Here is a 13094-nt window from a genome sequence, read left to right as displayed (position 1 = left end):
ACCCTGAAATTTGCCCAATGGCATGCACAAAGTCGATAAATATCGGTTAATTTCATCGGAAAAACTCTCCTGGCGTCTCGCCGAACTGTTGGCGAAACGCCGCAATAAAGGCCGATGTCGAGTCATAACCACAGGCCAAAGCCACGTCGGTGACGCGTTCGCCGCGTTCCAGCGGCGTCAGCGCACCCAGCAGACGCAGGCGCTGGCGCCAGGTGCGGAAGGTCAAACCGGTGTCGCGCAGGAACAGCCGAGTCAGAGTTTTCTCGGTCACGCCGAATTTTTCGCTCCAGTGCGCCAGGGTGGTCTGCTGTTCCGGATGTTGCTCCAGACTCTGATAGATCTGGCGCAAGCGACTGTCCTGCGGCAGTGGCAGCATCAGGTCGATGGGCGGCGCCTCGGCCAGTTGATCGAGGATCACCTGGGCCAGGCGCCCGTGCGGGCCGCTCTGGTCATATTCGACAGGTATCTGACTGAAGGCCCGAATCAGCTCACGCAAAAGATCACTGACGCCGAGCACATGACAACGCTCCGGCGCCCAGCTGGCGACGCTGCAATCGATGTACAGGCTGCGCATTTCGGTGTGCGGCGAACTGAACACCCGATGCGGCACGCCCGCCGGAATCCACACCGCCCGCTCCGGCGGCGCAACGAAACGACCGACGGCAGTCTGCACTTCGAGCACACCCTGAATCGCGTAGGACAACTGCACCCACGGATGGCTGTGGCGGCGGGTGAGCGCACGATTGGGCAGCGATTCGGTGCGTCCGTACAGCGGACGCGGCAGGCTGGGCAGCCCGGGAATGCTGCGTCTGACGCTCTTGTCGTGTCCTTTTGGCGGCATCTGTGGGTACTTCGGCGTTAGTCGGTAATTTCCAGTCACGTTAGAGTCGCTTCCACGTACTGGCAACCCCCGGATGAGCAAACCATGACGCGCCCACGATTTTTGCCCGACAACTTCACCCTGACCCTGATCGGCGTGGTGCTGCTGGCCAGCTTCCTGCCCGCCAGCGGTCAGGTCGCGACCGGTTTCGGCTGGCTGACCAACATCGCCATTGCGCTGCTTTTTTTCCTGCACGGCGCCAAGCTGTCGCGCGAATCGATCATCGCCGGCGCCGGCCACTGGCGCCTGCATTTGCTGGTGTTCGGCCTGACCTTTGTCCTGTTCCCGCTACTGGGTCTTGCGCTCAAGCCGCTGCTGTCGCCGCTGATCGGTGATCAGCTGTACATGGGCATGCTTTACCTGTGTGCGTTGCCGGCCACGGTGCAGTCGGCGATTGCCTTTACTTCGCTGGCGCGGGGCAATATTCCGGCGGCGATCTGCAGTGCGGCGGCGTCCAGCCTGTTCGGGATTTTCCTCACGCCGCTGTTGGTGACGCTGCTGCTCAACGTCCACGGCGACGGCGGCTCGACCCTCGACGCAATCGTGAAAATCAGCGTGCAATTGCTGCTGCCGTTCATTGCCGGCCAGATTGCCCGTCGCTGGATCGGCGCCTGGGTCGGTCGCAACAAGAACTGGCTGAAATTCGTCGATCAGGGCTCGATTCTGCTGGTGGTCTACGGCGCGTTCAGCGAGGCAGTGAACGAGGGCATCTGGCACCAGATTCCGGTGATCGACCTGCTGGGGCTGGTGGTGGTGTGCTGCATCCTGCTGGCGCTGGTGCTGCTGGCGTCCACGCTGCTGGGCAGGGCGTTCGGTTTCAGTCTGGAGGATCGCATCACCATTCTGTTCTGCGGTTCGAAAAAGAGCCTGGCCACTGGCGTGCCGATGGCGCAGGTGTTGTTCGCCGGCAGCACGATTGGCGTGTTGATTCTGCCGCTGATGCTGTTCCATCAAATTCAACTGATGGTCTGCGCGGTGCTGGCGCAGCGATATGCGAAGCGGCAGGAATCGGTGCCTGAACTGATGGCGCAGGTTGATCCTTGATCCTCATCGAGCGGGCCAGCGGTTATGCAGGAACTCCTGCAAAAACTCGGTGAAGGCCTTGACCTTGGAAGTCATGGCGGCGCGCTCCTGCACGCAGGCGTAGATCTCGAGCGGTGCGGCGCTGGCAAAGGTCGAGCCGCCGCCCGGTTCGAATAAAGAGACCAGTGACCACTTTCCAGATAGGGCGCTGCAACGAATTCCGCCAGTCGGGTGACCCCGGCACCATGAGCAGCCATTTGCGCCAAGGCGTCGATATCGTCGCTGATGGCGGTCGCATTGATCGCAGCCTCAAAGCGCTGACCCTGCTCAACGAACCACCAGCGCAGTAACCGTCCGTCCAGCGGATAGCGGAACGCCAGACAGGCGTGCTGTTGAAGATCCGCCGGAGTAGAAGGACGACCGGCCTTTTGCAGGTAGTCAGGGCTGGCGCAAATCATGAACGGCACCGTCGCAACCTTGCGCGCGATGATGCCGTCTTCCAGTTGCGGCTCGATGCGCAGACTCAGGTCGATACCTTCGTGGAGGTGGTTGATTTTGCGGTCGGTGGTCGAGAGCTCAAGCGTCAACTGCGGGTAGCGTTCGGCGAAACCGGCAATGACCGGGGCCAATACATGGCGCCCGAACCCGGCGGTGGAGGCGATACTCAAGTGTCCCTGGAGTTGCGTCTGCGCGTGGCTGATGGCGCTCTGCGCGGACTCCAGATCGAGCGCGATACGTTTTACTTTCTCGAAATATACCGAACCGCTCTCCGTCAGCGCCATGCTGCGGGTGGTGCGTTGCAGCAGGCGTGTGTCGAGGTGATTTTCAAGGCGACCAAGGGTCTGACTGACGGCGGCGGCACTCACCCCGAGGGTTTTGGCGGCGCCGACAATCGATCCCGCCTCAACGACTTTGATAAAACAATCGATTGCACCCAAGAGGTTCATGCGTGGATCCCGGCGAGGACGAATTAATAAGATTTTGTTTATAAAGTGCTCACGGCGATCAGTCTAGTTTCGGCTTGGCAGACTTGTTAGGGTGCTCGGCGACTATCCACTTCGGTCAACAAGGACTGACATGAATCAGAGACTATCCCCAAGAACCACGGCGTTCAGCCCGCGCAAGCTGTCTGCCCGTGCCATGCCGTACGTATTTGCGTTGTACATGGCGACAATCATGGCGTTTCTGATGCCGCTGGTGATCACCGCCTCCAATTTCGGAATTGATGCCGATTACCTTAGCAATGCGCTGCACGCCTACAAACTGGCGATGCCCGTGGCATTTCTGTGCATTCTCGTGGTCCGGCCGATTGTGGTGAAACTGGTCGCACTGACCGTCCACCCGCACGCCTGATTTGGAGGCACGCTACAAGGCCCCGGAGTATTTCACCGCCGCCGCAGCTCGCGACGGCACGTTGAGCACCCGCAACAACGACGACACATGAATCCGCACCGTGAACGGCGAAATATCCAGTTCGCGGGCGATTTCCTTGTTGGTCTTGCCTTGGGCGATCAGCCGCAGCACATCCTGCTGACGCGGGGTGAGGGCGGTGCCGGAGTCCAGCGGCAGCAGGCCGGACGGGGCGAATTTCACCAGAACCTCACCTTCACGAATCGCCTGGATCGCCTGACCGATCTCATCCGGGGCGATGTTCTTGCCGATAAAACCATCGATGCCGGCCGCCATGACTTCGCCGATCAGCGCCTCGTCATCGACCATCGACACCACAATCAGCGTGGTTCGCGGCAAACGCCGGCGCAGTTCCGCGAGCTGGCTGACACAGGTCAGGCCGGGGAAGCGCAGGTCGAGGATCAAGGTGTCAGGCTCATCGCTCGCCGGCAGCAGGGCGAGCACTGTGTCGAGGTCGCCGGCTTCTTCGATCAGGGCTTCGGGCAGCAGACGCTGGACGGTGCGCAGCAGCGCTTCGCGAAACAACGGGTGATCGTCGGCTATGATGATTCGGCACGCCATGGCGCAACCCTCCCTGGGTCTGCATTGCTCATGGCATGCACCTTAGCATCGGGCGAAGGCATTGCCTGTTGATTCGTGCGTTTATGACGACTGCTGCACAAGGACGTTCCCCCATGAAGTTCGAAAAGAACACCGAGCTCGACCAGGCCAATCTGCGCATCATCATCGCCAGCATTGCGCTGGTTTACATGGGCGTGCTTGGTTTCCTGCCGGGCCAGCGCTTCGATACTTACCTGCCGGTGGTCACCTACATTTCCCTGTTTCTGCTGGCCTCCGTCGTGCTGCGCCAGGCGATTGTGCGCTGGCCGGGGCATTATCCGGCGCGGCGGATTTTCGGCATGCTCCACGATTACACCGGCACCAGTTTCGGGCTGGTGGTCGGCGGCGAGGCGGCGTTGCCCATCTATGCCGTCATGGTCTGGGTCAATCTCGGCAACGGCATGCGCTACGGCTCGCGCTACCTGGCGATCGCCACGGTGCTGGCGTTGCTGGCGCTGCTGGCGGTCTATCGGTTGACCCCGTATTGGCAGGCGCAACCGTTCATGGTGTTGATGCTGATGATCACCAGCACGGTGATTCCGGTGTATGCGCACCTGCTGCTGGAGCGCACGCGCAAGGCGTCCGAAGAGGCGGTCGCCGCCAACCTTGAAAAATCACGGTTCCTGGCTCAGGCCAGTCATGACCTGCGTCAGCCGATCCACTCCATCGGGTTGTTTACCGCGTGCCTGCGTGAGTCGCGGCTGGGCGAAGAGGAGCGGCGGCTGGTGGACAGCATCGACCGTTCGCTGCTCAACGTGTCGCAGTTGTTTCGTTCGATTCTTGATCTCTACACCCTCGACAACGGGCGGATTCTGCCGCGCTTGCAGACGCTTGAGCTGGGCGAATGGCTGGCGGATCTGATCCGTCAGAACGCCGAAGCCGCACGCTGGGCGGGTGTGGAGTTGCGTCTGCGACCTTGTGAACACTGGGTACGTACCGATCCGGCGTTGCTGGCGACCATGGTCCAGAACGTGCTCTCCAATTGCTTCAAATACGGTGCGCACCGACCGGTGTTGATCGGTGTGCGCAAGCACGGCGCGGGGTTGGCCATCGCGATCTATGACCGGGGCAGCGGCATCGCCGAAGAGCATTTGCCCAAGGTGTTCGAGGAGTTTTATCGGGTTCGCCAGTTGCGCGACAAGGACGTCGAAGGTGTGGGCCTGGGGCTGTCGATTGTTCGGCGTCTGGGGCAATTGATAGGTGTTGATGTCGCGATCCGCTCACGGCTGGGGCATGGCACGGCGGTGACCTTGCATGGACTGCCGCTGGCGCCGCCGCAGGTGCCGGTCAATCGTGAAGAGGCTCGGCAAATCGGTTTGCTGACGGGGTTGAAGGTGTGTCTGGTGGAGGATGATCGCAACGTTCTGCTGGCGACCTCGGCGTTGCTCGAGCGTTGGGGCTGCGTTGTGCAGGCCGAGCTGAGCGGGCAGGGCCTGGTCACGGACTGCGACATCATCGTTGCCGACTATGACCTCGGTGCGCACAGCACCGGCATCGAGTGCATCGATGAGGTTCGCCGTCAGCGCGGTTATGCGGTGCCGGCCATGATCATCACCGGGCATGACATTGAAAAAATCCAGGCGGCCCTGCATGACCGGCAGATCGCCATTCTGTCCAAGCCGGTACGCCCGGCCGAGCTGCGCGCGACCTTGCGTGCGCTGCGCGACCGGCAGACCGAAGGGGTCAGCGCTTACACAGATAGTCCTGCGTGATGGTGGTTTGCAGGCAGTTGTACTGGCCCATGGTGCGGCAGATGTTTTTCTCCGAGCCTGATACTTCGGCGCTCTTGTAGCCCCAGACCTTGCAACGGCCTTCTGCCGCGGCCAACCCTTGAGCGGCGGAGGTTTGCCCGCTTTCGAACTGGCCCAGTTCATAGGAGACCTGGACAACGCCGTCGGTCTTGCTGCCGCCGGTGGCTTCCCATTGCTTGGGGGTGGCGCAGCCGGTGAGAACGACGGCCGCGAGGCTGAGGGTGGCGATGAGTGTTTTCATGGTCGAACGAAATCCTTTACCGGATGAGAAGAGGCGTTGAACGGTTTTCCTGCGCCGGATTACTGGTACGGAATCGGCGACGCGCCTTTGGGCAGGCAGGACAGCGGAGGCGTCATGATGCCCATGCTCGCCACCGCGATGATTGCGCCGCTGGGCAACTCGCAGTTGTATTCGCCGGCGGCGGTGTAGGCGGTGTAGTAGGTCAGCGTGCTGTCGTTGCGGATGTTGCCGATCTTGGTGACCGGTTGGCCGATGACGGTCTGGGCGCGTTCGCGCATGCTGTCTTCGGTGGGTTTGGCGGTCTGGCAACCGCTGGCGCCGAGGAGCAGGGCACCGAGAACTGTAATCTTGGCGAGGCTGAGCTGAAGTTTCATGGTGTTTCTTCCTTGGTGTTGTTGTTTTTCCAGGCACAACGATCCCGCGCACTGCACAGCGGCAATGTTGGGGAGCGTCGGGGGTTGCGAGGGAATATAACGCCAGGGAACGGGGTGGTCGATTAGCACAAATGTGCTAGTGCGGCGCAACCAGCGGTGGGCTGATTGCGCCGATAGCGGTTATTGAGGGCTGTTGAACTGATCCGAATAGCTGCCGCTCATGAGGGCGGAAGCGACCTGGTCGGAGCCGACGCCTGCGCGGGAGTAGGCGAGTCGACTGGCACCGACCTTGTCTGCGCCATCGGCGGCGACTGCGCCTGCGCCGACGTGATCCGCACCGTCAGAAGCAACGGCTTCGGCGCCGACGTGATCGGAGCCGTCAGAAGCAACAGCGCCAGCGCCGACGTGATCCGCACCGTCAGAAGCAACGGCTCCGGCGCCGACGTGATCGGAACCGTCAGAAGCAACGGCACCGACGCCGACGTGATCGGAACCGTCAGAGGCAACGGCGCCAGCGCCAACGTGATCGGAACCGTCAGAAGCAACGGCACCGACGCCAACGTGATCGGAACCGTCAGAAGCAACGGCGCCAGCGCCAACGTGATCGGAGCCGTCGGAGGCAACTGCTCCGGCGCCGACGTGGTCCGCGCCGTCAGAAGCTACCGCGCCAGCACCGACATGATCGGAGCCGTCAGAGGCAACGGCGCCGGCGCCAACATGATCCGAACCATCAGAAGCAACCGCTCCCGCCCCCACATGATCCGCCCCATCCGACGCCAATGCCTGCGCCTGCGCAGCCCAGACACTGGGCATTGCCACTGTTGCCGCAACTGCCAGGACGAGGCCCGGCCAAAGCGTGTGCTTCATGATTTTCTCCACGCCCCATCAGCCACACAGCAACCGAGCGTTACCCGTCATTCGTTGCTAGACGGAAGGCTCGTCGGCCCGGGGTCAACCAGATTGGTGAATGGCACGGGGGCACCGGAGGGTGCACAGGTGTCGACGGTTTACAGGAAATCTGGACAGCGAACTGAAAAGTATAGTTCGCCCTTGGCGGGAGGCAGGCTGAAGGGTCGTGAAGGCGATAGTCGGTTAGCTTCCTTGCAGGCCTGCGCTAGAAAACAATCAGTCTAAAAACCGCGTAGCGCAATGCAGTGTGTTTGCTAGGCTCAAGAATGTAGGCGAAGACGCAGACTGATGCGCAAGCGGATAGCGAGGAAGCGTTGGGCGCGTTTCGAAGGGTATACGGTTAGAAAGAACCCCGCGCTGGGTTCCAGCCCTTATGCCGTGTGAAGCAGCAGAGCACATTGCCTGTACTGTGGGAGTCCTGAGAAACCTCGTAAGCCAGAGACCAGCACTGGCCGCCTACTCAAACACCAAAGCCCGCCTTGTGCGGGCTTTGACGTTTTCGGGCTTTAGATGCTGGCCAGCGCCTGCGCCAGATCGGCACGCAGGTCTTCGATGTCCTCGACGCCCACCGACAGACGCACCAGGCTGTCACCGATGCCGAGTTTGGCACGGGTTTCGGCCGGAATGGTCGCGTGAGTCATGATTGCCGGGTGCTCGATCAGGCTTTCCACACCGCCAAGGCTTTCGGCCAGGGCGAAGATCTGCACGTTCTCCAGGAAGCGCCGGGCGCCGGCCAGATCACTGTTCAGATCCAGGGAAATCATCCCGCCGAACCCACGCATCTGACGCTTGGCCAGTTCGTGCTGCGGATGGGATTCCAGACCCGGGTAGTAGACGCGTTTGACCTGCGGCTGTTGCTCCAGCCAGCGCGCCAGATCCAGCGCATTGCTGCAATGACGCTCCATACGCAGCGCCAGCGTCTTCACGCCACGCAGGGTGAGGAACGCGTCGAACGGGCCGGAGATGGCACCGACTGCGTTCTGCAGAAAGCCCAGACGCTCGGCCAGCGCAGGATTGTCGCCAACCACGGCAATCCCCCCGATCACGTCGGAGTGACCGTTCAGGTATTTGGTGGTCGAGTGCAGCACGATGTCGAAACCCAGTTCCAGCGGACGCTGGATCCACGGGCTGGCGAAGGTGTTGTCGGCCACGCAGATGATCCCGCGCGCCTTGCAGATACGGGCGATGGCGGCGAGGTCGGACAGACCCAGCAGCGGGTTGGTCGGGCTCTCCACGATCACCATGCGCGTGTCGTCCTGCAACGACGCTTCGAACGCCGACAGATCCGCCAGATCGACGAAGCTGAAACGATGCCCGGCACTGCGCTGACGCACCTTGTCGAAGAGACGGAACGTGCCGCCGTACAGGTCATTGCCGGACACGATGTGCGAGCCGGCGTCGATCAGTTCGAGCACGGTGGAAATCGTCGCCAGCCCGGACGCGAAGGCGAACGCCTGGGTGCCGCCCTCCAGATCCGCCACGCAGCGCTCCAGGGCAAAGCGCGTCGGGTTGTGCGAGCGGCCGTAGTCAAACCCCTTGTGCACGCCGGGGCTGTCTTGCAGGTACGTGGAGTTGGCGTAGATCGGCGGCATCAGCGCGCCGGTGGTCGGGTCCGGCGTTTGCCCGGCGTGGATCACGCGGGTGGCGAAGCCTTGTTGACGGGCGTTCTTGTCGTGCTGGCTCATGCCAGGGATCTCCGTAATTGATTGAGCATGTCGACGCGGGTGATCAGGCCATGGAAGCCTGAAGCGTCGGCGATGATGGCCACCAGACCGCTGCTGAGTACGGCTTCCAGTTCAGCCAGCGTCGCGCCGGGGGCGAGGGTTTGCAACTTGTCGGTCATCGCGCTGGCGACGGGTTTGCTGAAGAGCGAGGCGTCTTCGTGCACACGCACCAGAATGTCCGATTCGTCGATCACGCCGACCAGTTGCTTACCATCCACCAGCACCGGCAGTTGCGAAACATCGGCCAGGCGCATGCGTTGGAACGCGGTCATCAGCGTATCGTCCGGGCCGACGCTGACAACTTTGCCGTCCTCGAAGCGTCGGGCGATCAGGTCGCGCAGGTCGCCGTAGCGTTTGCGCTGCAGCAGGCCCTGATCGGTCATCCACTGGTCGTTGTAGACCTTCGACAGATATCGGGTGCCGGTGTCGCAGACGAAGCTGACCACGCGCTTCGGCTCGGTCTGTTCGCGGCAGTAGCGCAGCGCGGCAGCGAGCAGGGTGCCGGTGGACGAACCACCGAGAATGCCTTCGGCTTTCAGCAGCTGGCGCGCGTGATCGAAGCTTTCCTCGTCGCTGATCGAGTAGGCGTTGCGCACGCTCGACAGGTCGGTGATCGACGGAATGAAGTCCTCACCGATGCCTTCCACCGCCCACGAACCTGCGGTGCCGAGATGCTTGCTGCGGCTGTATTCAGCCATCACCGAACCGACCGGATCGGCCAGGACCATTTCCAGATCCGGTTGCACGCGCTTGAAGAAGCGGGTCAGGCCGGTCAGCGTGCCGGCCGAGCCAACGCCAACCACGATCGCGTCCAGGTCATGCTCGGTCTGGGCCCAGATTTCCGGCCCGGTGCTGCACTCGTGGGCCAGCGGGTTGGCCGGGTTGTTGAACTGGTCGGCGAAGAACGCGCCGGGAATGTCCTTGGCCAGACGCGCGGCGACATCCTGGTAATACTCGGGATGACCCTTGCCGACATCGGAGCGGGTGATGTGCACTTCGGCGCCCATGGCTTTGAGATGCAGGACTTTTTCGGTGGACATTTTGTCCGGCACCACCAGCACGACGCGGTAGCCCTTGGCGCGGCCGACCAGAGCCAGGCCCAGACCGGTGTTGCCGGCGGTGGCTTCGACGATCGTGCCGCCGGGTTGCAGGCGACCATCGCGCTCAGCGGCGTCGATCATGGCCAGACCGATGCGGTCCTTGATCGAACCGCCGGGGTTTTGTGATTCGAGTTTGAGAAACAGGGTGCAGGGACCGGTATCGAAGCGGGTGACTTGTACCAGCGGCGTATTGCCGATCAGCCCAAGTACGGCAGGGCGTGAATCCTTTGACATCTCTTCACCTCTTTGTGGTGTTGATCGCGTTCCATTCGCGGGGAAAAAGCTCGCGTGCAACATAGGCTCTGACCTGCGCTGTCGCAACCTTTAAAAAGCCGGAAATACTGCCATTTCGATCTAACGATAGAACGAAATCGGAGAGGTGAAGGAAGTGATTTGCAGGGGTTTATACGCAGGCGTCATCGAGTATTGAAAGGGCGTCTTCAGCGTCATGAAGCGCTTGATCCGATAGTAAAAATCTTGCAGCGAAAAATGCTGATTGATTGCTCGTCAGAACCAGTCTCCGGTGCCGGGCAGATTTTTTCTCAGCGACTTACCGGGTATGCAGCGTTTGCAATCCCGAGCGACACACGATTAATATACGATCCATATACACTTCGTATCGGATATTGCCATGGGCATCGTAAAGATTTCAGAGGACATGCACGAGAATCTGCGCATCTCCAGCAACGCACTCAGCCGCTCGATCAACGCGCAGGCCGAGCACTGGATGCGCATCGGCATGCTCGCCGAGTTGTATCCCGATCTTGATCACCACGCCATTTGCCGGTTGCTGATTCGCGCCGAGCAGTCGGGCGGTCTGGATCTGCAGCAAGTCTGCGCACTGGCGGATGCCGCGCAGAACGCCTCGGCCAAAGAGGCGGTAAAGGCATGAGAAACCCGATCAAGATCAACACCCAAGCCGAAATCGCTCAATCCCGCGAGGCCGGCAGACTGGCCGCCGAGGTGCTGGCGATGCTGGTGCCGCACGTCAAGGCTGGCGTGACGACCGATCAACTCGACCAGTTGTGCAACGACTACATCGTCAATGTGCAGAAAGCCATTCCGGCCAACGTCGGTTACCACGGCTTCCCGAAAACCGTCTGCGCGTCGGTCAACGAAGTGGTGTGTCACGGCATTCCGTCGAAGCGCGTGCTGAAGGACGGCGACATCGTCAACCTCGACATCGCGGTGATCAAGGACGGCTGGTTCGGCGACACCAGCCGCATGTACGTAGTGGGCGAACCGACGCCCGAGGCGCGACATCTGATCAAGACCACTTACGACGCCATGTGCGCGGGCATCCGCGTGGTGCGTCCGGGCGCTACGTTGGGTGACATCGGTCATGCGATCCAGACGCTGGCGGAGAAAGAAGGGTTCAGCGTGGTGCGTGAGTACTGCGGGCACGGGATCGGCAAGGTTTATCACGATGAACCGCAGGTGCTGCATTACGGTTATCCGGAGCAGGGCATGAAGCTGAAGGCGGGGATGATCTTTACCATTGAGCCGATGCTCAATGCCGGCAAGCGGCATGTGAAGAGTCTGGCGGATGGCTGGACGGTTGTGACCAAGGACCAATCGTTGTCTGCGCAGTGGGAGCACATGGTGGCGGTGACGGAGGATGGGTTTGAGGTGTTGACGGCTTGGCCTGACGAAATTGAGGGTTTTGCGCCGATCAGATAGTCCGAGTCGCCTTCTGGCCCTCACCCCAGCCCTCTCCCGGAGGGAGAGGGAGCCGATTGGGGAATATTGGAGAATTACGCCGACCTGAAAACTCCGCAGTGAATCCATAATCGCCGCTGACCAGAATGCTGTGCCAAATCCACAATCGACTCGGTTTTTCAGGTCGATGTACAGCGCAAGACACCCCGGTCGGCTCCCTCTCCCTCCGGGAGAGGGCTGGGGTGAGGGCGGGCAGGCGACTCGGTGTTAATGAGCCCCCGCCGCTTTGTTCAAATCGCTCTCCGCCCACTCCGTATAAACACAAGCATCCGCCGTCGCCCAACGCACCCGAACCGGATCCCCAGCCTTCAACGGCATCCCCGCCGCCGACAATGCCTTCACCGTCATCGCAGTCCCGCCCGACGTCACCACACTGCACGTCTGGCTCTCACCCAGAAACAACACCTCGACCACCTTCGCCGAAACCTCGTTCCAGCCCGCCGCCAGCGGTTCATCGATCGCTTGCTGCACACTCAACGCCAACGCCTTTTCCGGCCGCACCATCAGCAGCACATCCTGCCCGGTCTGCAATCCAGCGGTCAGGCGAATCGACAGCGACTGCCCCTCAAAACTCGCCGCCGCATTGCCCTGCGCCTTGAGCTTGAGAAAGTTCGAGTTACCCAGAAACGACGCCACAAACGCATTCGGCGGATTCTGATAGAGGTCATAACCGCTGGCGAGCCCGACAATCTTGCCGTGACTGAAAATCGCGATGCGCTGGGACAGGCGCATGGCTTCTTCCTGGTCGTGGGTCACGTAGACGATGGTGATGCCGAGGCGACGGTGCAACTGGCGCAATTCATCCTGCAGGTCTTCACGCAGTTTCTTGTCCAGCGCCCCGAGCGGTTCGTCCATCAGCAGAATACGTGGCTCGTAAACCAGCGCCCGTGCAATGGCGACCCGTTGCTGCTGGCCGCCGGACAGTTGCGAAGGACGACGATGGGCGAACTGTTCCAGCTGCACCAGTTTCAACATCGCATCGACGCGTTTATCACGCTCGGCCGCAGCAAGTTTGCGGATCGCCAGCGGGAACGCGATGTTGTCGCGTACCGATAGATGCGGGAACAGCGAATAACGCTGGAACACCATGCCGATGTCGCGCTTGTGCGGCGGCACGTTCACCAGCGACTGGCCGTTGACCAGGATCTCGCCGCTGCTCGGGGTTTCGAAGCCGGCGAGCATCGACAGCGTGGTGCTTTTGCCCGAGCCGCTGGAGCCGAGGAAAGTCAGGAATTCGCCGTCCTTGATGTCCAGCGAGATGTTGTCCACGGCCGCGAAATCGCCGTAGTGCTTGTTCAGGTTGCGCAGGCTGACCAGGGGTTTGTCGTTCTGCTGGGATGCGTCTTTGATCACGGCACTCATG

General features: G+C 61.3%; 13 protein-coding genes and 1 pseudogene. 5 read left to right on the top strand and 9 right to left on the bottom strand.

Annotated features, from left to right (window positions below; translation table 11 throughout):
* Positions 1 to 52 precede the first annotated feature (52 nt).
* On the bottom strand, positions 53 to 841 hold the full coding sequence (locus PDR5_RS16745; RefSeq protein ID WP_064597283.1) for an AraC family transcriptional regulator: 789 nt from the start codon (positions 839 to 841) through the stop codon (positions 53 to 55).
* An 84-nt stretch (positions 842 to 925) separates the two neighbouring features.
* Between PDR5_RS16745 and PDR5_RS16740 the strand changes: the two genes are divergently transcribed.
* Complete coding sequence (locus PDR5_RS16740) at positions 926 to 1924, top strand: bile acid:sodium symporter family protein (protein ID WP_064597281.1); 999 nt, start codon at positions 926 to 928, stop codon at positions 1922 to 1924.
* Positions 1925 to 1927: 3 nt separating this feature from the next.
* Here the strand turns inward: PDR5_RS16740 and PDR5_RS16735 are convergent.
* A pseudogene (locus PDR5_RS16735) lies at positions 1928 to 2850 on the bottom strand (LysR substrate-binding domain-containing protein).
* Between the two features lie 130 nt (positions 2851 to 2980).
* Here PDR5_RS16735 and PDR5_RS16730 point away from each other — a divergent pair.
* Complete coding sequence (locus PDR5_RS16730; protein ID WP_064597279.1) at positions 2981 to 3256, top strand: DUF2798 domain-containing protein; 276 nt, start codon at positions 2981 to 2983, stop codon at positions 3254 to 3256.
* Between the two features lie 12 nt (positions 3257 to 3268).
* Here PDR5_RS16730 and PDR5_RS16725 read toward each other — a convergent pair whose 3' ends face one another.
* A complete protein-coding gene (locus tag PDR5_RS16725; protein WP_064597277.1) occupies positions 3269 to 3874 on the bottom strand; it encodes a LuxR C-terminal-related transcriptional regulator in 606 nt (201 codons plus the stop codon).
* Between the two features lie 113 nt (positions 3875 to 3987).
* Here PDR5_RS16725 and PDR5_RS16720 point away from each other — a divergent pair, with 113 nt between their 5' ends.
* Positions 3988 to 5625, top strand: coding sequence for an ATP-binding response regulator (locus PDR5_RS16720; protein ID WP_064597275.1), 1638 nt, complete (start codon positions 3988 to 3990; stop codon positions 5623 to 5625).
* Here the strand turns inward: PDR5_RS16720 and yecR are convergent.
* From yecR to PDR5_RS16695, 5 genes are all read right to left on the bottom strand, one after another.
* On the bottom strand, positions 5597 to 5905 hold the full coding sequence (gene yecR, locus PDR5_RS16715) for a YecR family lipoprotein (protein ID WP_011334629.1): 309 nt from the start codon (positions 5903 to 5905) through the stop codon (positions 5597 to 5599). The two genes, PDR5_RS16720 and yecR, sit on opposite strands and share 29 nt — an antisense overlap.
* 59 nt (positions 5906 to 5964) lie before the next feature.
* Entirely contained in the window at positions 5965 to 6279 is a 315-nt protein-coding gene (locus tag PDR5_RS16710; protein WP_039766904.1) for a hypothetical protein, read from the bottom strand.
* Between the two features lie 180 nt (positions 6280 to 6459).
* Positions 6460 to 7146 (bottom strand): hypothetical protein, encoded by a 687-nt coding sequence (locus PDR5_RS29970; protein ID WP_064597273.1) that lies wholly within the window; start codon positions 7144 to 7146, stop codon positions 6460 to 6462.
* 548 nt (positions 7147 to 7694) lie between these two features.
* Entirely contained in the window at positions 7695 to 8873 is a 1179-nt protein-coding gene (locus tag PDR5_RS16700) for a trans-sulfuration enzyme family protein (RefSeq protein WP_064597271.1), read from the bottom strand.
* Positions 8870 to 10246 carry a pyridoxal-phosphate dependent enzyme gene (locus PDR5_RS16695; protein ID WP_064597269.1) on the bottom strand — a complete coding sequence of 459 codons (1377 nt, stop codon included), beginning with the start codon at positions 10244 to 10246 and terminating at the stop codon, positions 8870 to 8872. The genes PDR5_RS16700 and PDR5_RS16695 overlap by 4 nt, the downstream gene beginning before the upstream one ends.
* A gap of 397 nt (positions 10247 to 10643) precedes the next feature.
* On the opposite strand from PDR5_RS16695, the gene PDR5_RS16690 reads away from it, so the two are divergent.
* Both PDR5_RS16690 and map read left to right on the top strand, forming a co-directional pair.
* Complete coding sequence (locus PDR5_RS16690; protein ID WP_064597267.1) at positions 10644 to 10904, top strand: ParD-like family protein; 261 nt, start codon at positions 10644 to 10646, stop codon at positions 10902 to 10904.
* Positions 10901 to 11692 carry a type I methionyl aminopeptidase gene (map, locus tag PDR5_RS16685; RefSeq protein WP_064597265.1) on the top strand — a complete coding sequence of 264 codons (792 nt, stop codon included), beginning with the start codon at positions 10901 to 10903 and terminating at the stop codon, positions 11690 to 11692. The genes PDR5_RS16690 and map overlap by 4 nt, the downstream gene beginning before the upstream one ends.
* 246 nt (positions 11693 to 11938) lie before the next feature.
* On the opposite strand, the gene PDR5_RS16680 is transcribed toward map, so the two are convergent.
* Positions 11939 to 13093 (bottom strand): ABC transporter ATP-binding protein, encoded by a 1155-nt coding sequence (locus tag PDR5_RS16680; protein ID WP_064597263.1) that lies wholly within the window; start codon positions 13091 to 13093, stop codon positions 11939 to 11941.
* Position 13094 lies beyond the last annotated feature (1 nt).

Source organism: Pseudomonas sp. DR 5-09 (assembly GCF_001655595.1).
Lineage (GTDB): Bacteria > Pseudomonadota > Gammaproteobacteria > Pseudomonadales > Pseudomonadaceae > Aquipseudomonas > Aquipseudomonas pharyngis.
Note: the sequence above shows the minus strand (reverse complement) of the source record. Positions and strands in the feature narration are given on the sequence as shown.

Bases quoted from the DNA above. Each gene is read 5' to 3' on its own strand.
- PDR5_RS16745 (WP_064597283.1), bottom strand. From the start codon at position 841: ATGCCGCCAAAAGGACACGACAAGAGCGTCAGACGCAGCATTCCCGGG.
- PDR5_RS16740 (WP_064597281.1), top strand. From the start codon at position 926: ATGACGCGCCCACGATTTTTGCCCGACAACTTCACCCTGACCCTGATC.
- PDR5_RS16730 (WP_064597279.1), top strand. From the start codon at position 2,981: ATGAATCAGAGACTATCCCCAAGAACCACGGCGTTCAGCCCGCGCAAG.
- PDR5_RS16725 (WP_064597277.1), bottom strand. From the start codon at position 3,874: ATGGCGTGCCGAATCATCATAGCCGACGATCACCCGTTGTTTCGCGAA.
- PDR5_RS16720 (WP_064597275.1), top strand. From the start codon at position 3,988: ATGAAGTTCGAAAAGAACACCGAGCTCGACCAGGCCAATCTGCGCATC.
- yecR (WP_011334629.1), bottom strand. From the start codon at position 5,905: ATGAAAACACTCATCGCCACCCTCAGCCTCGCGGCCGTCGTTCTCACC.
- PDR5_RS16710 (WP_039766904.1), bottom strand. From the start codon at position 6,279: ATGAAACTTCAGCTCAGCCTCGCCAAGATTACAGTTCTCGGTGCCCTG.
- PDR5_RS29970 (WP_064597273.1), bottom strand. From the start codon at position 7,146: ATGAAGCACACGCTTTGGCCGGGCCTCGTCCTGGCAGTTGCGGCAACA.
- PDR5_RS16700 (WP_064597271.1), bottom strand. From the start codon at position 8,873: ATGAGCCAGCACGACAAGAACGCCCGTCAACAAGGCTTCGCCACCCGC.
- PDR5_RS16695 (WP_064597269.1), bottom strand. From the start codon at position 10,246: ATGTCAAAGGATTCACGCCCTGCCGTACTTGGGCTGATCGGCAATACG.
- PDR5_RS16690 (WP_064597267.1), top strand. From the start codon at position 10,644: ATGGGCATCGTAAAGATTTCAGAGGACATGCACGAGAATCTGCGCATC.
- map (WP_064597265.1), top strand. From the start codon at position 10,901: ATGAGAAACCCGATCAAGATCAACACCCAAGCCGAAATCGCTCAATCC.
- PDR5_RS16680 (WP_064597263.1), bottom strand. From the start codon at position 13,093: ATGAGTGCCGTGATCAAAGACGCATCCCAGCAGAACGACAAACCCCTG.